Annotated in this window: 13 protein-coding genes; 3 read left to right on the top strand and 10 right to left on the bottom strand. The window is 62.6% G+C overall.

Going from position 1 to position 19,937, the window contains the following annotated elements; genetic code table 11:
- Window positions 1-6: 6 nt before the first annotated feature.
- The 4 genes from AC1DNC_RS14560 to AC1DNC_RS14545 all read right to left on the bottom strand — a co-directional run bounded on the left by AC1DNC_RS14560 (window position 7) and on the right by AC1DNC_RS14545 (window position 5,273).
- Complete coding sequence (locus AC1DNC_RS14560; protein WP_476863242.1) at window positions 7-942, bottom strand: restriction endonuclease; 936 nt, start codon at window positions 940-942, stop codon at window positions 7-9.
- A 2-nt stretch (window positions 943-944) separates the two neighbouring features.
- Window positions 945-2,228 carry a restriction endonuclease subunit S gene (locus tag AC1DNC_RS14555; protein WP_476863241.1) on the bottom strand — a complete coding sequence of 428 codons (1,284 nt, stop codon included), beginning with the start codon at window positions 2,226-2,228 and terminating at the stop codon, window positions 945-947.
- A complete protein-coding gene (locus tag AC1DNC_RS14550) occupies window positions 2,225-4,195 on the bottom strand; it encodes a type I restriction-modification system subunit M (RefSeq protein ID WP_476863240.1) in 1,971 nt (656 codons plus the stop codon). The genes AC1DNC_RS14555 and AC1DNC_RS14550 overlap by 4 nt, the downstream gene beginning before the upstream one ends.
- A gap of 484 nt (window positions 4,196-4,679) precedes the next feature.
- Entirely contained in the window at window positions 4,680-5,273 is a 594-nt protein-coding gene (locus AC1DNC_RS14545) for a hypothetical protein (RefSeq protein WP_476863239.1), read from the bottom strand.
- Between the two features lie 233 nt (window positions 5,274-5,506).
- On the opposite strand from AC1DNC_RS14545, the gene AC1DNC_RS14540 reads away from it, so the two are divergent.
- Entirely contained in the window at window positions 5,507-11,956 is a 6,450-nt protein-coding gene (locus AC1DNC_RS14540; protein ID WP_476863238.1) for a DUF3320 domain-containing protein, read from the top strand.
- 164 nt (window positions 11,957-12,120) lie between these two features.
- Here the strand turns inward: AC1DNC_RS14540 and AC1DNC_RS14535 are convergent, their stop codons facing one another.
- From AC1DNC_RS14535 to AC1DNC_RS14525, 3 genes are all read right to left on the bottom strand, one after another.
- Window positions 12,121-12,759, bottom strand: coding sequence for a hypothetical protein (locus tag AC1DNC_RS14535; RefSeq protein ID WP_476863237.1), 639 nt, complete (start codon window positions 12,757-12,759; stop codon window positions 12,121-12,123).
- Window positions 12,760-13,151: 392 nt separating this feature from the next.
- Complete coding sequence (locus tag AC1DNC_RS14530; protein ID WP_476863236.1) at window positions 13,152-14,639, bottom strand: SLC13 family permease; 1,488 nt, start codon at window positions 14,637-14,639, stop codon at window positions 13,152-13,154.
- 12 nt (window positions 14,640-14,651) lie between these two features.
- On the bottom strand, window positions 14,652-15,770 hold the full coding sequence (locus AC1DNC_RS14525; protein ID WP_476863235.1) for a PrpF domain-containing protein: 1,119 nt from the start codon (window positions 15,768-15,770) through the stop codon (window positions 14,652-14,654).
- Window positions 15,771-16,022: 252 nt separating this feature from the next.
- On the opposite strand from AC1DNC_RS14525, the gene AC1DNC_RS14520 reads away from it, so the two are divergent.
- Window positions 16,023-16,961: a LysR substrate-binding domain-containing protein gene (locus AC1DNC_RS14520; protein ID WP_476863234.1), complete on the top strand. Its 939-nt coding sequence runs from the start codon at window positions 16,023-16,025 to the stop codon at window positions 16,959-16,961.
- A gap of 72 nt (window positions 16,962-17,033) precedes the next feature.
- On the opposite strand, the gene AC1DNC_RS14515 is transcribed toward AC1DNC_RS14520, so the two are convergent.
- The 3 genes from AC1DNC_RS14515 to AC1DNC_RS14505 form a co-directional block, all read right to left on the bottom strand.
- Window positions 17,034-17,420, bottom strand: coding sequence for a TfoX/Sxy family protein (locus AC1DNC_RS14515; RefSeq protein WP_476863397.1), 387 nt, complete (start codon window positions 17,418-17,420; stop codon window positions 17,034-17,036).
- Between the two features lie 190 nt (window positions 17,421-17,610).
- Window positions 17,611-19,191, bottom strand: a complete 1,581-nt coding sequence (locus AC1DNC_RS14510; protein WP_476863233.1) for a zinc-ribbon domain-containing protein — start codon at window positions 19,189-19,191, stop codon at window positions 17,611-17,613.
- A complete protein-coding gene (locus tag AC1DNC_RS14505; RefSeq protein WP_476863396.1) occupies window positions 19,188-19,430 on the bottom strand; it encodes an HNH endonuclease signature motif containing protein in 243 nt (80 codons plus the stop codon). Before AC1DNC_RS14505 ends, AC1DNC_RS14510 begins: the two co-directional genes overlap by 4 nt.
- Between AC1DNC_RS14505 and AC1DNC_RS14500 the strand changes: the two genes are divergently transcribed.
- A complete protein-coding gene (locus AC1DNC_RS14500; RefSeq protein WP_476863407.1) occupies window positions 19,377-19,643 on the top strand; it encodes a hypothetical protein in 267 nt (88 codons plus the stop codon). The two genes, AC1DNC_RS14505 and AC1DNC_RS14500, sit on opposite strands and share 54 nt — an antisense overlap.
- Window positions 19,644-19,937 lie beyond the last annotated feature (294 nt).

Here is a 19,937-nt window from a genome sequence, read left to right as displayed (position 1 = left end):
TTCCCCCTAGAAACTGTCGAAAAAGTCCTGGTCCAGCTTTTTCACGACCACAGTGCGGTCGATCTGGACACCGACGCCGTACTCGAACATGAGCGACGCCAGCCGCTGCCCGTCAATAAGAATCAGCGTGTAATGCGCAGTGTCGCGGGCGACAGCCCGCGCCCCGGTCGTGAACGTCGAGGTGGTGATAAATATGCCCTTGGTGGCGCGGAATTGGCCCAGAGCTCCGCTGAAGGCCTGGACCTCGGGCGCTCCGACGTTGTTGCCCTCGGAGTAGCGCTTGGCCTGGAGGTAGACCCGGTCGAAGCCCAGCGCATCCTGCCAAACGATTCCGTCTATGCCCTTGTCACCCGACCGCTGAGTGGGCTTAAGGTTGTCTTCGCGGTCCGTTCCGTAGCCCAGTGCCCTCACGACAAACGGAATGAGGCGTTCGAAAGCGTCGGGAGAGAGCTCGAGCAGATTGCGGTAGATCTCGTCGATGACAACTTGGTTGAGCTGGTCCGCCGACGCTTCCAGTGACTCAGAGGGATCAGAATCCGCAACGGACGACGCGGGCGTTACGGCTACTTCTGAACCAGCTACGAGTCCAACTTTGGGCGGACTCGACTTCTTGTTGTATTGGCGGTAGGACTCGTACTCCATCAGCGTCTGATAGGTGACCGGCAAGGGGGCCGAAACACGTCGCAGGCCCTCCTCGCTGATCCTGTACTGACCGCGAGCTTCTCTAACAAGCAGCCCAGCCTTCATCGAGTCAAAGACTGCCCAATTGATGCGGTTCGACCACCGAGCCTCGCCGGAGGACATGATCTCGCTCATGTCCTCCTGAGTGAGGTGAGTACGCTTCGCCACCGCTTCCCGAATATCGGCATTGCGTCGGGTTTTCCCGTCCGTCATTTCTCTGAGCACGGGGTCGATGAATCCATGCCACTGAGGCAACGCCATAACTATGCTGCTCCTTCTCGAACGTCAATTTTTCCGGTGACGGCAGCGGAGATCAGGGCTGAGCGGCGCTCCCTAAGTACACGGACTACGGTTTTTGCTTTGTCAAGAAGCGCGTCGAGTGATGAAGATCGCTGGACTATAAACTCTTGAATTCGTCGAGTCTCTTCGGGGTCCTCTGGAGCAGCAATCTGCAGATTCATAAGCGCTTCGATGGTCAACTTAGGTTGGGCAGAACCCGTTACGACTGGAGTCAAGTCCTCACATTCGATTCGGGCAGCCCAAAACTCCACCGAATCGGTGATGGGTTGGAGGATGTGGGCGTGATTGTTGACCCAATATCTGCCTGTAGCCACAAATGCAATGGCTGAAGATCTAGCCAAGAGGTTGGCGCCGTCCTCGGACACAAGAACTAGCGGCCGATCGTAGATAAAGTCATCCACGTAATCGATAATCCCCGAGGCGCCGTAGTACGGATAATCGCCTTGCATATCAGCGCGTTCCACCGTGCTAAGTGGAATGCGCTGGTTGTCTAGCGAGCGAAAGAACCGCTTAGCGGGGCCAACCGTCCAGTGGGCTGGTACGTCACCGAGCAAAGGGATGCCGGAGGGCTTGGTGGGGGCAGTGGGGTCGAGGCCTTTGGTGACGGCGTGAGTGATGACGGCCTGGCGCTTCTCGACAAGCAGCTCGATGAGCCGCTCCTGTTTGCCGATCAGGCCGTCGATTTGGGCGGTTTCGCAGCCGAGCGCAGTAAGAATTGCGTCCTGTTCCGCGACTGAGGGCAGCGGAATCGATATGCGGCCAAGTTCCGAGGCGCCAATTCGCGGTGTACGGACCGTGCCGGCCCCTGGGGTGCCGATGCCGCGGAGACGAAGGACGATCTCGCCGATTATGCCGGAGGACTTCAGCAAGTGCACAAGGAAGCCAGGACGAAGCAGGTCGGAGCATCGAAGGACAAGGTAATCTGGACTGACGATGCCTTCCTGAGGGCTCACTCCAACAGCCCCTTGATAGGCGCTCATTCGGTTGATGACGACATCGCCGGCGCGGCAGTGCCTGTAGTTGCTCAGGTCGTCGGCTCGCGGTTCCTTATCGCTGATAGCCGACCGCGGCAGAACACCCAGAGTCTGCGATACAGATAGCAATTCCAGGGTTTCAGCACCGTTGCCGGCTCGGTCTTCAATGACATGGAAATAGGGCCACAGAGGAGAATACCTCCAGCTGGTTGGAACCTCCTGCAGCCAAGCTGACTCAACGGGTAGATAAGAGCCGTGCCGCCGGTAAGTCACTTCTCGACCTCGGAAAGCAGCGTCGTGATCTCGGCGATTAGCCTATTCAGGTCTGCGTCGATCTCGTCAAGCGACCTGGGAGCGACGTACTTGTAGAAGTGCCTGGTGAAGGGGATCTCGTAGCCGATCTTGGTCTTGGACGTGTCGATCCAGGCGTCGGCGACGTGGGGGAGGACCTCCCGCTCGAAGTAGGCCTTGATGTCTTCGCCGAGCGGGACGTTCTCTGTGTCGCGGAGGTCGGTATCTGCCTCGGGTGTTCCCTTGGGGCCTTTGCAGACGTCGGCGGTTTCGTCGCGTTCGGAGAGTCCTGCGAGGACGGATTTCAGGACCGGGGCGCCGAGCTTGAGGCCGGCCCCGGTGAGGGCAGGCTTGAGGACCTTGAGGAATGCGTTGCGGTTCTTCCAGAGTTTTGATGCGTCTTCGCCGAGCCGGGTGAGCGTTTTCTCGATAAGCTGCCGGTCGTCGTCGGAGAGTTTCTCGACCGGTTTTTGCGCCAGAACGGTGTCGATCCGCTCGGGCGTGCAGGCGAAGTTCATCTTGAGCGGGCGCTCCACGGTGATGGTGGAGTAGCCGAAGTCCTGGTTGTTGAAGATCTTGGAGGTCTTGCCGTCGTCCTCAAATGCGCCGTAGAGCTGGACGATCTTGGTGATGTCCTTGGACGCGAGTTCCTTGCGCTTGGAGCCAAGGCTCTTGCGCATCTTCTGAAAGAAGTCGACGCCGTTGATCAGCTGGATCTTGCCGACCCGATCCGGGTGTTTCTGCTTCTTGCTGTTGGAGAGGATCCAGATGTATGTGGCGATGCCGGTGTTGTAGAACATGTCCGTGGGCAGCGCGATGATGGCTTCAACGAGGTCGTTCTCGATCAGGTACTTGCGGATCTCGGACTCGCCCGAGCCGGCGCCGCCGGTGAACAGCGGCGAGCCGTTGAGGACGATGCCGATGCGGGAACCGCCGTCGTGCGCCGGGCGCATCTTGCGGACCAGGTGCAGCAGGAAGAGCAGCGAGCCGTCGCTGACGCGGGGCAGGCCCGGGCCGAAGCGGCCGTCGAAGCCGTGGAGTTCGTGTTCCTTCTGGATCTGCGGCTGGATCTTCTTCCATTCCACGCCGAAGGGCGGGTTGGAGAGCATGAAGTCGAACTGCTGGCCGATGTTCTGGTCGTTCGCCAGGGTGTCGCCGACGGAGATCTTGGAGATGTCCTGACCCTTGATCAGGAGGTCGGACTTGCAGATGGCGTAGGACTCGTCGTTGATTTCCTGCCCGTAGGCGACGAGGGAGGCGCTCGGGTTGAGTGCGTGGAGGTGCTCCTGGGCGACGGTGAGCATGCCGCCGGTGCCGGCGGTGGGGTCGTAGATGGACCTGACGATGCCCTCTTTGGTGAGGACGTCGTCGTCGTAGTTCAGCAGGAGCTGGACCATGAGCTGGATGACCTCGCGCGGGGTGAAGTGCTCGCCGGCGGTCTCGTTGGAGGCTTCGGCGAAGCGGCGGATGAGTTCCTCGAACATGAGGCCCATCTCGATGTTGCTGATGGTCTCCGGGTGAAGATCGATCGCGGCGAAGTCTTTGGTGACGTGGTAGAGCAGGTCTGAGCTGTCCAGCTTCTCGAGCGTCTTATAGAACTCGAAGCGCTCGAAGATGTCCCTGGTGTTCTCGGAGAAGCCCTGGACGTAGTTGAGAATATTCGCCTTGATGTTGGTGGGGTCATCGAGGAGCTTCGCGAAGTTGAACTGGGAGGCGTTGAAGAAGCTGTGGCCGGAGGCCTTTTGGAGGAAGGTGTCCAGCGGGATGTTCAGGTTCTTCTTCGCCTCTGCCTCCTGAAGGACGGCGGCCTTGGTATTTTCCAGGACGCAATCCAGGCGGCGGAGGATCGTGAACGGGAGGATCACCGAGCCGTACTGTGCCGGTTTGTAGGTGCCCCGCAGAATATTCGCGATGCTCCACACCAGGTTGGCGTTGTTGTTGCCGGCCACTGCTCCCACTTTCCTTGCTGCGGGCAGTGGGGAGCTACTTGATGTCTTGCCGATCGCGGCGACCCCATTGCCGTGCAGCGTTCATCGATCACGCACGTACTTGATATGCATTGTATGGGGGAGGGAAGACATTTTGGCTCGAAGTGCTGAAGACCGTGAGTCGGAGCCCGCTTAGAGGGTAAAGAGTAGGTCGTCGTCAGGCTTTGTCGGCACTCAACTCACGCCAGGGGGCGCCGGGCAGTCGGTTGCGCAAGAAGGACGGCGGTTCCACTGCCCGTCCTTCTCGCTTGGTTGGTATCAAGATCCAACCGCGAGAGAAGGGGACCGATAAGACCATGTTTCCCTGCAAGAACGGCGGCGCCCACGGAGATATGGATCCCGAAAGAGTTAGTTGACTCGTTCTCGTGTGCATTTGACGGGGCTGACGCTGGGGTCCAGGGTTCAAGCAGTATGGCTCTGGATCAGATGCTCGAGCTTCCGCGGGTCAGAGATCGTCGAGAAGCTTGGCCTCTTTGACGGCATCTTCGATGCCGTCAAAGATCTTCCCTGCATACTCAACAGACACATGCACGTCGAAGTTCTCACCGAAGAGACCAACGTTAATTTTTGATCCCGGAGTTTCCCAGCTCGCAAACTTGCTGAGGTGTCCACATCCAACGGCCATTCCCCACTCCGAATAATCGTCCTTGTAGTTCTCATTCAGCCAATACGTCTCGTCCGTGATTGGAGAACCGTATTTCTTGCTCACTGAGTCTTTGAGCTCCTCGTATACGGTGAGGTACTTTGTCTGATTCTGGTACTCCTCGAGAACCAGATATTTCCCGCGTACAAGTTGATTTCCGATGAAAATGTAGGCGGCGACGCACGCGAAGCTCCCCAGCCTCACCTCAAAATGGAGGTAATCATCCTGTTCCACTTGGGGCTCGGCGCCCTCCAAAGCTTTGACTTCTGTGGGCGAGGCACCCCAAGAGGCTTTTCTGAAGCCTTCTTGGGTAGGCACTCCTCCAAGCTTTGCTGGTACCCACGTGCCATCTTCATTGAGGTCGATGGCAAGTCCAGATTCCGTGATCGCTCTCATTATCTCCCCAAAACTGGTCGTATTCGCGCAAGCCAAGATTCGCACTTCCTGTCCCAACCACCGAAGTCATTGCCGGGACGTCGTTCGTAGCGTAGCTCGAAATTGTCGGCCTCGTCGTTTGGCGTTCAGGAATAGTTGTCGACCGAGACGTCCGGGTTGGGAGTTACTGGGTCGGGCATTACTCTGAGCTGAGTTGATGGTCGCGGCCTGCATGCCGCAGATGGGGGAACACAATGGGGCTTTCCAACCGCGAGTACGTTGGCCGTGCTCTGGATACCTTGGCAGCCAGTCTTGGTTCACACATTGCTTCAGTCCTGGAAGGCATTGCGGCGGGCATTTCATGGCCGAAGCTTCTGGAGCACAAGGATGCCAGCGCCGGGAGAGCGCCGACGACGTACTCGCCCACGGATCTGAGCGTGCAGCTCCGGGTCATGACGGAGTCGTTGGGATCCCTTGGCTACCCCTTCAACCTCACCCACGACGGCCGAAGCTACACCTCCGAGCTTCGCCAGACCCGAAACCTTTGGGCCCACAACGAGACTTTCGATGACGCTGACACCTACCGCGCGATTGATACTGCCAGCCGGCTCGCCAAGCATCTGGAGCTAGAAGGCGCCGCGCAAGCGCTTAAGGTTCTGCTCGCCGAATACAAGTTGCGCGACAGTGCAGAAGGCGGGGGCCAAGCGCCGGAGGCCCCCGTCGGGACAGAAGCAATAAGACAGACGGAGCCGCTCGAGGCGTCAGGGACCCCGTTGAAACAGCATGCCGTGGGAATCGAGGTCACGGCCGCGGAGTCGCTCAGCTATGCCATGGTGCACAACGGCTTCAAGTTTGTACGGCAAATCAAGATCACCAACCCGGGGGCGGAGATTCGCGGTGCTGTGGTCCGCGTGGAGGTGTTTGCAGACACGAACAGGATTTCAGAGGACTTCCAGCAGTACGTGGACCTCGGACCCGGGCAGACTATCGTCCTGGACGATGTCGACGTGCACGTCTCCGCCGCCACGATGTATGACCTCTCCGATAAGCAGCTTGGCCGAGTGGTTGTCACGATCGAGTCCGGCGCGGATGGCATCGCGGCCTCGGACCTCGGCAAGACCGAGGCGCGCCTGCAGCTCCTCCCGGCCCAGCTCTGGATCGCCGGCAGAGGTCTTGTCTCCTACGAATTCTTGGCCGCGTTTGTTCAGCCTCATCACCCTGCTATCGCCAAGTTGGTCTCCGAGGCGGCGGACCTCTTGGAGAAAACCACCGGCAGCAGCAGTCTGGACGGTTACACGGACGGTGCCGAGCGGGTGGATGAAATAGTCTTCGCGTTGGCCCAGGCAGCGAGCAACCGCGACATCCGCTACAGCATGCCGCCGGCCAGCTGGGGTCTGCAGGGCCAGCAGGTTCGGACACCGGCGCAAGTTCTGGAAGACCCTCTAGGAACCTGCCTTGACACCACGGTCGCGATGGCAGCCGCGCTCGAGTTCTGCGGCATCGCACCGCTCCTGTGGGTCGTCAACGGGCACGCCTTTCTTGGGTATTGGCGGGAAGACACAGGGCTTTCAACGGCAGCTTCCGACGACGTCCCCGAACTTGTCAGCCTGGTCCAGCGCGGCTATATCGGCCTTGTCGAGACCACTCTGCTGACAGGCAGCCAGCCCCTCACCCCGGCTATGCTCCGAAGCAGCCCGGAAGCTAAGTACATCGAAACGGGGCACGACGAAATTCAAGCCGTCACGGACGTCCGCCGTGCCCGGCTGGATGGCATCTACCCTTTACCCGCACGGACTACCGCTTCCTCCGGGGAGCTGGTCGTCACCAACTACGTCCCGCAGGCCAAAGTTGCCCCCCTCTTTCCAGAGAAGGCAGGCAAGTTAGCGCCGCGTCCGGGGACCGCGTCAGATGTACCGCCGCGCGTCACCCAGTGGAAGAACGCGTTGCTGGACCTCAGCCTCAGAAACCGGCTGATCAACTTCACCGACACGGCACGTTTCCCGTTAGCCGTTCCCAGCACGTGGATTGGCCCGTTCGAAGATCTCGTCAACAACGGCACCCCCATCAGCCTGCTTCCGTCCAACCAGATCAGCGCCGTCCACCAGGAACGCGGCATCCGTTTCGGCCGGGACCTTCCGCAGGACGAACTGATTAGCCTCCTCAGCTCTAAAAAGGCTGTCTTCGCCGAGGTCACCGAGGAGGCCTACAACTCCAAAATGCGGGGCCTGGCCTACAAAGCCAAGACCCAGACCGAAGAAACCGGCGCCAATAACCTGTACCTGGCCCTCGGGAGCTTGCTTTGGGACCTGGATGGCCGAGCCCTGCGTTCGCCGCTCGTGCTCGTCCCGGTCAACCTGACTTCTGCTGGAAAGAACGGCCTGTACCGGGTCACGTTGGATGAAGCCGGGCAGTCAACGCCGAATTACTGTCTGCTTGAGAAGCTAGCCCAGACCCATGGCCTTCGGATTCCCGGTCTGGCCGAACCCACGGAAGATGGATCCGGCATCGACTTGGACGCCGCGTTCAACGCCGTCAGGGAAGCCGTATCGGCCAAGGGACTCGCGTTCCGGGTGGAGAACACCGTGGACCTGTCCATGCTGCAGTTCGCCAAATTCCGGCTCTGGAAGGACCTGGACGAGAGCTGGGAGCAGTTCGCCAAGAACCGACTGGTGGACCATCTCATCAGCAGCCCTACAGAACTCTTCAACGATCACGTGGATGTTGCAGAGGAGTCGGATCTCGATGCTCTGTCTGCGCTGTGTCCCATCCCGGCCGACTCGTCGCAGCTGCAGGCCGTCGCCTCGGCGGTTGCTGGCCAGACCTTCGTGCTGGAAGGTCCTCCCGGCACGGGCAAGTCCCAGACCATCACGAATCTGCTCACCCGAGCGATCGTCGAGGGTAAGCGGGTCCTGTTCGTCGCCGAAAAGCGCGCCGCTCTGGACGTTGTGCAAAAGCGCCTCCAGGAGGTGGGCATGGGTCCCTTCTCCTTGGACCTGCACGACAAGGGCAGTAAACCGGCGGCCGTCCGGGCCCAAATCAAGCACGCGTTGGAGCTGCGTGTGGATTCCGATGCCCAGCAGCTGGACACCGCGTCCACCGACCTCGCGTCCGCGCGCCGCGGTCTGGTTCGCTATGCCAGCCGTCTGCACGAGGAAAACGGCGCCCAGCTTTCCCTTTACAGTGCCCGGACCAAAGCCTTGACGTTCGATCCGGATATCCCCGGACTCCCGCTGGGCGCGGATTTCGCCTCTTCGGCAAATGCTGCGGTCCTTGAGCCCGTGCGGGCCCTCTTGCGCGGGCTGCCCGAGTACACCGACCGTGCCCGCCCAGCAGCTGATCACCCGTGGCGGTTCGTCGCATTCGCCGCCGGCCCCGACGTCATGACTCAACTTACCGAGGTGGGACGCCGAGTTGACGAGGCTCTGGACGTCGCCGGATCCGTTGACGGGCTGCCTGACGTCGTCGTGTCCGCCGCATCCCCCGACGACGTTCGCACGCTTGCTGCGCTCCTTGAGGATCGCAGTGTCCCGGTGGAAACCCTCGACGTCGTCAGGTCCGGTCAGTGGTCCGCCGGCGCCCAGCACCTGGAGCAGTTGGTGGCGGCGTTCGCGGCGGTGAACCACCCGGGCCTGGACAAGGTGGGCCCCGAAGCCATGGAACTACCGCTCGAAGAGATCCTGGGCCGCGCGGAACAGGCGGCGGCCAGCGGCTTCTTCGGGCGCAAGAAGCGGTTGCTGGCAGTAGTGGCGGAGCTTGACTCCGTGGTGCACGCGGGAGCCAGCGTCCGGCCCAAGGAACTCGTGCCGCTGATGCAGAGTCTGGTCGCCGCGCAACGCGAGATCCGCGGACTCCAGAGCGAAGCGCGGTCGGTTCCCGGTGTGGCCGTCCCCCGTGGCTGGAATCCATTGACCGAGGCCGGCCAGCAAGCGCTGGAGCGTCGGCTCGGGTGGTTGCGGTGGGCGGCGCAGGCTGTCCAGCCCAACGCCGGCGACGGAAGAGTGCCCTTCCAAACGGCTCTGCGCACCTTCCTCGACGGCGGCCAGCCCGTCCACGAGAACGTCGTTGCCTGGCTGTACGAGCTCGCATCAGCGTGGGAAGCCTTGACGGACGTCCCGGCCGTCGACCGAGCCGAACTCGCGCGCTGGACCGGGAACAAGGGTTTCCTGGACGCCTGGTGCAGCACACGCGCCGCACGCAGTCTCGACGCCGCAGGGTCCCGCGCCTTGGAGCGGTGGCTGGAACTGCTGCACCATGTGGAGCCGCTGCGCTCCGTGGGCCTGCCGGGCGTGCGCAACGCAATTCTGGACGGCGAACTCGACGCGGATGACGCCGCCACAGCTTTCGAGCGGGGACTGGCGGAGAGCTCCCTGGAGGAACGCGGCCTGGCAACTGGACTGCAGGATTTTGACGCGCAGGCCCACGAACGAACCATCGAGCGGTTCACCACCAGGGCAATGCTGGTACGCGAGCTGCTCAAACGCAACCTTGCCGCCGGCGTCGTGAATTCACGGCGGGTCTCGACGTCGTCGACCTCCGGACGGATGGGGGAGCTGCAGCGGCAGCTGACCAGGCAGCGCGGCGGCCTCACCGTCCGCAAGCTGATGGAAAACTATGCCGACCTCATCACCCAGATCATGCCCTGCACGCTCGTCAGCCCGGATTCTGTGGCGCGATTCTTTCCGGCACGAGCCGGCGTCTTCGACATTGTGGTGTTCGACGAGGCATCGCAGATCCGCGTGGCAGACGCTGTCGGTGCCATGGGACGCGGCGCCTCGGTGGTGGTCGTGGGCGACAGCAAGCAGATGCCCCCGACGTCGTTCGCGGAATCGTCCAACGATTCCCTTGACGAGGCGGAGAACGAAGTCACCGCGGTCGAGGACATGGAGTCCATCCTGTCCGAATGCGTTGAGGCGCGCGTGCCGCGGCAGTGGCTCTCCTGGCACTACCGCAGCCAGGATGAATCGCTCATCGCGTTCAGCAACCAGCAGTACTACGAGAGCAAGCTCTCGTCCTTCCCGGGCCCCTCGCACGGAGCCCCGGACCCCGGGGTGCGCGGTTACGGCGTAAATTACGTGCGAGTCGACGGCCAGTTCTACCGGTCGGGAACTTCGAAGGTGCTGCGGACCAACCCCATCGAGGCGGCCGCCGTCGTGGCGGAAGTGCGACGGCGGTTCGAGGCAGGGGATGATTCGCCGTCCGTGGGAGTGGTGACGTTCAACCTGCAACAGCGGGCCTTGATCGAGAGCCTGCTCCGCGACACTGACGACCCGCGCATTATCAAGGCGCTCGACGAAGACCCCGAGGGTCTCTTTGTGAAGAACCTTGAAAATGTCCAGGGTGACGAGCGGGACGTCATCCTCTTTTCGACAGGCTTCAGCAAGAACGACAAGGGCTACCTGCCGCTGAACTTTGGCCCCTTGAACAGGGCAGGAGGCGAAAGGCGGCTCAACGTGGCCGTGACCCGTGCGCGGCGGCAGGTCATCGTGTTCTCCAGCTTCAGCCCCTCCGAGCTGCGGGCTGAGGAGACAAGCTCCGTCGGGATCAAGCACCTGCGCTCTTATCTGGATGTTGCGGAGCAAGGAACCGGCGCCCTGCCCTACGACGGCCGCCGCACCATGACGGTCGACCTTCACCGTGAGGAAATCGCCGATGCGCTCCGGGACCGTGGGTATGCCGTTGCCACCGACGTCGGCTTGTCCGACTTCAAAGTGGACATCAGCTTGGCATCCCTCGATGCCCCGGACAGACCCTCCATGGCCATCCTCCTAGACAGTCCGGCCTGGGCCGCACGGCGAACGGCCGGGGACCGGGATGGGCTGCCGGGGGATGTTCTCACACGGATGATGCGCTGGCCTTCGGTCCAGCGCGTATGGCTGCCGGCTTGGATCAGCGACCGAGAGGCGGTGCTGGACAAGCTGGAGAAGGCGTTCGTTGACGCAGGTTCGGGGATTTCGGCCGGCGAAGTCGAACCGGTTCGCTCCGTGGGAGTGGAAGGTCCGAAGGCTGAGCCGGCTGCTTCAACCCCGGGAGCCGCTTTGAACAGCCCGCTTCCCCCGGCGGTCGCTACTTCCCCTGCTGGCGTGCCTGCTCCGCTCTTGGCTTCCGCGGGCGGCGGATCCGGCTCTGCGGCAGCTGTCGTCGAGCATAAACATCCCGAGTACAAGCCTTGGACTGTTCGTCGCTTTGGCGGCAGAGACGTTCTGGATGCGCTGCCTTCTAGGCGGTCGGTACTTGCCGTGCGGGACGCCATCCGCACCGTTGTAGAAGCGGAAGGGCCTGTTCATCAGGAGCGTTTGGCCAAACTCGTCTGCGCGGCCTTTGACCTGAACAAAATGAACTCCGATCGGGCCAACTCAGTTCTTGACGCGTTGGATTCATCGGTTCACTGCTGCGACCGTGACGGTTTCATCTGGGACGTCTCTACAGATCCGGAGGCATGGACCGATTACCGGACCAGCGGCCCGGATGTCGATCGCAAACCGGAACACATCAGTGTCGTCGAGCTGCGCAACGCGATGGTCGACGTCGTCCGGCTCTCCGGAGGAATTTCTGTCAGCGAGCTGCATCGGGAAACGATCCGACTTTTTGGCGGAAAGCGGCGAACCGCGGGCGTTACTGCGCGACTGAACGAGGGCTTGCAGTATGGCGTCGACACGAACCGGCTTGAGCTGCGGGGCGACATGGTGCATATAGCTGGCGGCTAGGGCGTCGCGACGAAGTGTGGCCGGGCAGATACGCCCGGCCACACATCGGAAGCCCATAACTATTTGAGCGGTGCGACCCATCGCGCCTTGTATCTCAGACGCGCTGGATGAAGCTGAGCCTCATGCAGCGACGGGTTGGCGCGTCGCTGACTGGCGTTGATTTCCTACTTGTAGTTGGGATCCAACGCGATAAATGTAGGTTCATTGTTTACGGCATTGAAGTCATTGATGTTGTAGAAGCCGGCGGCAATCATCTTTGAACCAGCCGGGACGAGAAAGGCCCAGGTCATCGGGGCCGAAAAACCCGGGCCCAGCTGGGAATTACACTCGGGGTTTCCCTTGATCTGGTAGAGGTCCTCAACCGGGGTGTATTCCTGCTCCTGGTCGTTGTAAACGGTGATCTGGACGGGGCCGCCGCACGTCAGATCCAAACCCTTCTTAGTATTGTTCGTCACTTGAGTCGTCAGAATCATGTACGTAGCGCCAGCTTTGGCGGGAACCTCCTCAAACGTCGCCATATCTGTTTCGGGGCGGTACTGCGAAGTGTTCATCAGGAGTGTGCGGGATATCTTGGCCTGCTTGACTTTGATGATGAGGCCGTCGTGATCCGCGGGTTCATTCAGCTTGTAGATTTTCAAACTTGGCGTCGGCGTGGGTGTCGGCGTCGGCGAGGTCGACTCAGTGGCTTCGGCAGTGCTGGAGCTGCTGACTGTTTCTGTGCTGACCGCAGCGGACGGGCCGCTGGGAGCGCAGGCGGTGAGTGTGAGCCCAGCGGCAAATAGCATTGTAGCGATTTTCTTCATTTGTCCCCATAGAGAGAGTGCGTTTACGAACAGACGGTGCGGACCGTCTGCCATTAGGTCCGGACGCAAGGGCCCGCCCCAAGCCGCGGTATCGCGAACGTCTGGGGATGTGCCGACAGAGTCGTACGAATCCCCTCCAAGGGGCGCGTTGTTGTCGGCCTCCGAAGCTTATCCGAGGGAGGGGACAAGTCATGCCACGTTCGTCCGCTGGTTGCGTGTCAGGGCCCATTCTTCTTCGAATTGGCTCCTGATAGCTGTTCCTTCCAAGGAAAAGATGACAAGGCGCCGCGGACTCCGGACAGTTCACACGTGACAGACCACAGGCAGGGCGGCTGCGAAAGCCGTCCTACCTGTGGCGCCGGCCTGCCAACCTCGGGGCCGGCCGAGCCCGCCTACATAACCCCGGTCGGCACCAGCAGCACCCAGGCCAGTGCGGGAGCTACCAGGACCACACCTCCGGCGTACATCATGAGCTGGCGGTAGACGCGCTGGCGGTCGTTGTCGCGGGCGTTGGCCACCACCAGGGCGCCGTCGGTGGAGAAGGGGGAGACGTCCACCACGGTAGCCGCGATGGCAAGGGCCGCGACCGTGCCGGAGGCGCTGAGTGAGCTGGTGGCCAGCAGCGGTCCGGCCATCGGGATGAATGCGGTGAGCAGCGCCGTCGAGGACGCGAAGGCGGAGCCGACGCCGATGACGTAGCAGAGCACCAGGGCGATCAGCAGCGGCGCTCCCAGGGCCAGGGCCATCTCGGCGAGGGTGTCGATGACGCCCACGTGCTGGAGCAGCGAGACGTAGGTGATCATGCCGGCCACCAGCAGCACGGTGGACCAGGAGACGCCGCCGATGAACGTCTTGTGTTCCTTGATGTTGACGAAGGCCAGCAGCAGGCCGGCGGAGAGGGCCCCGAAGCCGATCGGCAGGTGGAAGCCCAGCGTGCACACCAGGATCGCGGCGATCAGGATCAGGGTGAAGATCTGCTGTCCGCTCGGGCGGCCGGTGCGGGGCGTCTCGAGGCCGGCGTACTCGTTGGCGTGCTTGTCGCGCAGCTTGCCCACCAGGGCGAACAACACGATGGTCAGCGCGGAGAGGATGAAGTTCAGCGCGAAGCTGGCCGTGAAGAGCCCGGCCTGCGAGATGGGGAAGCCGTTCTTCAGGGCGATGTCGTGCACCAGCACACCGGCGACGGACAGCGGGGAGAAGCCGCCGGCGTGGGCTCCGTTGATCACGAAGGCGCCCATCAGGACCGGGTGGATGCGTGATTCGTAGGCCAGTCCCAGGGCCGCCGGTGCCAGCAGCGCCACCGCGGCGGGGGAGAACGTGCCCAGCGCCGTCAGCGCCGCGGCCAGAAGGAAGAACACCCAGGGCAGCAGCATGGTCTTGCCGCGGACCAGCCGCACGCAGGTCTGAACGATGATGTCGATCGACCCGTTGCGCTGGGCCATGCTGAAGAAGTAGGTCACGCCGATGATCGTCAGGACGATGCTGGCCGGGAAGTCCTCCAGGATTTCCTTGTCGCTCATGCCGAGCATGAAATAGCCGACGCCGAAGGACGCCACCAGCCCCATGACGCCGATGTTCAGCGGCCATTTGGTGGCGACGACGAACATCACCACGAGGATGACGAGCGGGATGATCTGGGTGGCGGTCATGGTCGGCTCCGATTCAGGGGCGGCCGCGGGGTTGAAGAGGACACCTCCGAACAGGAGGGCCAGCAGACCCAGGACAGCGATCGCGGCTACCGTCACCAGCAGGATACGGCGACGGCGGTCGGGACGCCCGGAGGGCTCTACCCGGGTGTCGCCGGGGGCAGTCTGTTCGTCCGTCTGTTCCGGGGCTCGTTCTGCGGTTTCTTCTGCAGTCTTTTCTGCGATGTTAGTCATGATGCTTTCTCCTCATCGAGTAGCGCTGGCAAGGGAGGCGTCGACGGCGGTGCCGAGGGCCTCGGGAAGGTGGATGGTGGTGGTGGCAATGGTGCGGGCGGTGCGGTCGACGCCGACCAGCAGTTGCCCGTCCCGTTCCTCGCTCCAGGTTTCGATCACCCCGGCCGGTGTGCGCAGCCGCAGGGTGGGACGGACGGTGCCGCCGGTGATGTCGGCCAGCAGCGTGCCCGGGGTGCGGGCCGCGAGGGTCAGGGCGATGCTTCCGGTGATGGCCAGGGCCGGGTGCGGCTTGCCCATCGACAGCATGACGACGGCGACGTCGCTGTCGGCGTCGGACGGGGCCGGGGCCCCCACGACGGCCACCTTGGGGATGGCGCGGGCGGCGTCTCCGGGAGCCGATGCGAGACCCATCCGCACGGCTGCCTGGCGCCGGATGTGTTCCAGGGTGTCCAGCTGCAGTTCCAGCCCGGCGGGCCAGCTGCCGTAGCGCTCCGGGTCCAGGCCCAGGTCCTCGGCGCGCAGCATGACGACCGGTGCTCCGGCGTCGACCAGTGACACGGTCCAGCGGGTGCCGCCGGCGACGATGGTGTCGGTGGCTGATCCGGTGGGAAGCAGCCTGCCGGTGGTTTTGCCGGCCGGGTCCAGGAAGCCGAGCCCCACCCGGTAGCCGGGGAACGGAACACCGGGCATCTCTGCCTGCGGGACGATCGGAAGGGCTCCGGCCGGCGTCGACACCCGCTGGATGATGATCTGGCCGGTGTTGGTGTTCCGGGTGACGATCCGGGTGACGTCTCCGGTGGGGACCACCCAGCCCTTTTCGATGGCGTAGAGGCCAACCACTGCCGAGCAGTTGCCGCAGTTGCTGCCCCAATCCACGGCGGCCTCTTCGATGCCCACCTGGGCGAAGGTGAATTCGACGTCGACGCCGGCGTCGGCCGGGCGGTGCAGGATCATCGCCTTGCTGGTGGTGGAGGTGGCGCCGCCCACTCCGTCGGTCTGCCGGTGGTCGGGGCTGCCGAACAGCCGGGGCAGGAGCACGTCCGGGCTGGTCCCGGTGTCATCCAGCTGGCCGGTTTCGAAGACCCAGCATTTGCTGGTGCCTCCGCGCATCCACTCCGCTTCGATCTTCATGGTCTGTTCCTTGCTTCGGTTCTGCTTCGATCTGCCTCAATGGTGTTCAAGGGCTTGATTCGAGATTGATCCAGATCACAAATGAAGACAAGGTTGGATATCTGCAAGGGAGTGTAGTGATGCTTAATTCACCTTGCTGGCGGTCCGAAGGTGCCCAACTCAGGCGGCGTCGACGTCGTAAACCCCTGGCCTTTCCCCGCCAACCGGGCGGGGAATGTATAGAATTAACGGATCCAACAGAAGGGTAAAGCGTTGCTTAACGATCCTGATCAGGAATTGTTCGACATCCGGCGCCTTGCCCTGCTGGTGGAGGTGGTGGAGCAGGGATCCATCACCGCCGCAGCCGAGCTGATGATGTACACGCCCTCCGCCGTTTCGCAGCAGCTGCGCAAGCTCGAGCAGGAAGTCGGGCAGCCGCTGCTGAACCGCCGCTCCCGCGGAGTGGTGCCCACCGAGGCGGGCCAGGTGCTTGCCGGGCACGCGCGGAAGGTCATCGGGCAGATGCGCGCCGCCCAGTCCGACCTGGACCAGATCGCCGGCCTCAAACGGGGCTCGCTGACTGTTGGCACGTTTCCGACGCTCGCCGGCTCGTTCCTGCCGGTTGTCATCCGGGCCTTCAAGAAGAGGTACCCGGCAATCGGCCTGTCCCTGCGCAGTGCGCGCTTCGATGACCTGGTGAGCGACCTGCAGTCCGGGGTGACCGGGCTGTGCCTGCTCTGGGACTACCCCTGGAACCGCTTTCATGACGATTCCATCCGGATCACGGAGGTTTTCCAGGAAAGCACGGTCCTGCTGGTGTCCCGCAGCCATCCGCTGGCCGACCGCGACGAGATCCGGATGGAGGAGCTCCGCAAGGAATCGTGGATCGTGCGGGCCGAGGCGCACCCCGTCGTCGAAGTGCTGCAGCGCTCCGCCCACGAAGCCGGGTTCGAACCGACCATCGGCTTTTTGGCCAACGACTACCAGGAAGCGCAGGCGATGGTGAGCGTCGGCATGGGCGTGGCCATGGTGCCGAAGACGGCCGTGGCCCTGCAGCACCCGGACGTCCGGGTGATCAGCCTCGGCTCCGCCGCGCCCCTGCGGCGCGTGCTGCTCGCCCAGCGCCAAGACAAGGTCTACGCCCCGGCAGAGGTCGCGTTCCATTCCACATTGCTGGAAATCGCCCGGGAGCGCGCAGGGGACTACTTGTAACGACGGCGACGGCCCACGACGGCGGGCGGCGCCGCGTCCGGCGACGGTGGTGAAGACCTGCGCAGTCGGCGACTACTTCTTCGCGGCGCCAGCCTTCGACGCTTTCGGTGCCTTCGGCGGGAGGCCGGCCACGTGCTCGAACGCCTTTTCCACCCAGGCCTTGGCCCGCGCCTCATCGCCGTCGCCGTCGCCGTTCCAGACCTCCGGCAGACCGGTGTAGCCGCCCATCGGCCGCTCGGCCGGCCCGAACGGAACGGTCCGCTCCGTGCTTTCGAGCGCTTCCTTGTCCGCCGCGCCCAGCTTCACCCCGACGGTGGGACCGAACAGCCCGGCGAACATGTTGCCGTTCACGAACGCCCCGAGGTTCCCGAACATCGGCTTGACCACCACCTCGGCGCGGTCGGGCATGATCGCGCGGAAGTGTTCCTTGTCGGCGTCGGACGCTTTGGGCATCTCCATCTGTTCCTCCGGAAGCGGCTGGAGGGGCTCGGTCACCGCAGGATATGCCCGGCGCCGCGCCGGGTACAGGCCCCTACCCCCGCGCGGCCAGCCCCAGCACCCCGTCCCCGATCTCGAACGATGCTTTAGTACCGCGGCGGCGCCTGCCGGAAACGAAACTTCGGTGCACCGCTGTTAGCGCGAGTGCACTCTAGGAGGGTCGGTCGAGGGCAGCTAACTCCGACTGCCGTCGCTTTCGTGCAGCTTTGGCGCTCAACGGGACGAAGCGTTCGGACTCGGGAAGGGACGCGTAGATTTGGTCAGCCATTGCGACGGCCCACGCATTAGGTGACTCGAGGTAGGCTGCAGCGACATCCAGGCCGACCCAACCAAGACTCACTAAATGGCGCAAGACTTTGTTTGTTATGGCTTTCGCATCCGGAACTCGGGTTTGTTGGACTGAGACGTCGCATTCAGGATCGAGCAGTGGCAATGGCTCCTCCCGAATTCGAACAACTCTGTACCCAGCCTCGCGAAGCAATCCTGTTTTCACGTTGTCGCGCGCTTCGTGGGCTTTGCCCTTATGTGAGTACGAGCCATCAAACTCGATGGCGATCCGCAAGGATTTGATCAGGACGTCGACGCTGTGTGGCCTACTATGGCCAAGATCCAGGAGCTCTTGCCTCTTCGGATCAACGTCCTGAGGGAACACCGCTGCAAACTCGCACGCTATGGCAATATCGACTCTGGATCGGATGGTCGGAGCACACCATTTGCAGCCATCGTGATCCAGGGCGCGTGAACGAACCGTGGTTGCCCAGACGTGGGCAGCATCTTGAGGGCACAGCCACCAAACGCGACGGTTACTACCAACGGTCACGTCGGCAGGCGTCAGCGCTCCATTCTTGGTTGGGTGCCATTGCAGTGCAAGCGCGGGCCGGTTCACGTCTAATCGGTTGGCTTCCGTGGGTCGCTTGCCACTGCAGAACGGGCATCCCGCACCGCTGGCAGGTCTGGAGCTTACGGCAGCTATCCATCTGTGAGTGTCATCATTTCGGCATATCCAAGCGGCCCTGAAGTCGCTACCGATGGACACCTCATCGGGACGTTTGGTGTTTGCCGGATCCCACTCGGCGGCTAGGACTGGTCTTGTAGCGCCCACGCTGTTGGACGCATCAACCCTTTTCCCAACGCAATAGGGACAGCCCCGCCCGCGGAAGCGTGCGGCAGGGGAGGCGGCATACGTGTGCCGTTCGTCGTTCTGACAGGTCCACCAAACTTTCTTGTTGGACTGTGGCAATACGTCAGTGGGTGCGATACCCAGTTCGGACTTGTTGCGCTCGTGATTCCAAGTGGGGAGCAGGTCTGGCCTAGCCAAGGCGAAGTTGTTGGAGCCTGTCGCTTTCGTGCCCTTACAGGCGGCGCAGCCATGTCCCTTCGTCCGCACATACGGCGCGGTTAGCCAAGAGTGGCCCTTTTCGCAGAGCCACCAAATTTTGCGGTTGCTACCTGGCCGAACGTGAGAGGGCGGGAATGGGTTCTTGGTCTGATCCCATTCCGCAGCAATGGTCGGAAACAGATGTGCGAGCGACCGGACGCCCTCGTCCTTGACAGGCAGTTGTCGTCTTCCACGGCCGCTGGGAGGTGTCTCAGTCGCTGATTCCTGCGTGTGTGGCCCGGATTCCAGTGGTCCAGCGGCCGAGCCGGTGGTGTGGAAAACAATATCCAGAGGGACCTCTGCTGCACGGCTAAAGCTCAGGGAGTCACTCCCTTCTCGACTCGCGACGTTCAAGACAGCGTCCGACGTGCGCCGACGCTGACGGGACCGGCCGGCGCAACGTACTCCCGCCGTCGTCGTTCTATCCTTGCCTGCTGGCCGGGCGAGGGAACCCGTGCGCCTTTCGCCCGGTTGCACCTTGCGCAGGCGGCGACGAAGTTCTGCAAGTTGGTGGACCCGCCCTTGGACCACGGGAAGAAGTGATCTCCGTGCTCAGCGGGCCGCGAGCATCGTCGCCTGAATCCAGCCTCCATCTCGCACTGGCCACCGGCGCGCGCCATGCCCTCCCGGCGCTGCTGGCGGCTGAAACGCCGGACTGGGTCCCGCCGCCGGACATCCATGCCGTGGATGACCACAGCGACAATGAGCAAGACAACAATGAACAGCCCCGGGAGAGCGACCGCAGCCAGAACGCTGTCAAGAAAGCCGCGAAGGGCCCCGCTGACGGTTGGCGTGCTGTTCGCTGAGTCGGCTTTGCCTGTCCGTGTCAGCGCCAGGACAACCGAGACGGCTAACCACACAACCACAGCCGCATAAGCGAGACGCAGAGCCTGCCGGCTCCAGTAGATGCGCTTCAGTTCAACCATCGGTTCATTCCCCCAAATGAGCTCCAGCCGTGCTGCTCTGCGGCCACTGCAACAGATCGTATCGCTCATAACAGACAAACTGTCCGGGCTGCCCTTGAAGCCCTGGGAAGCTCCCGCCGTTCAGGGTCCGTAGTCCCTAACAAGCCCGCCGCGACGGTGCGAGGATCAGCAAGG

The sequence above is a fragment of the Arthrobacter sp. 01N442 genome (assembly GCF_056399345.1).
This window is presented reverse-complemented; position numbering and strand designations above follow the sequence as displayed.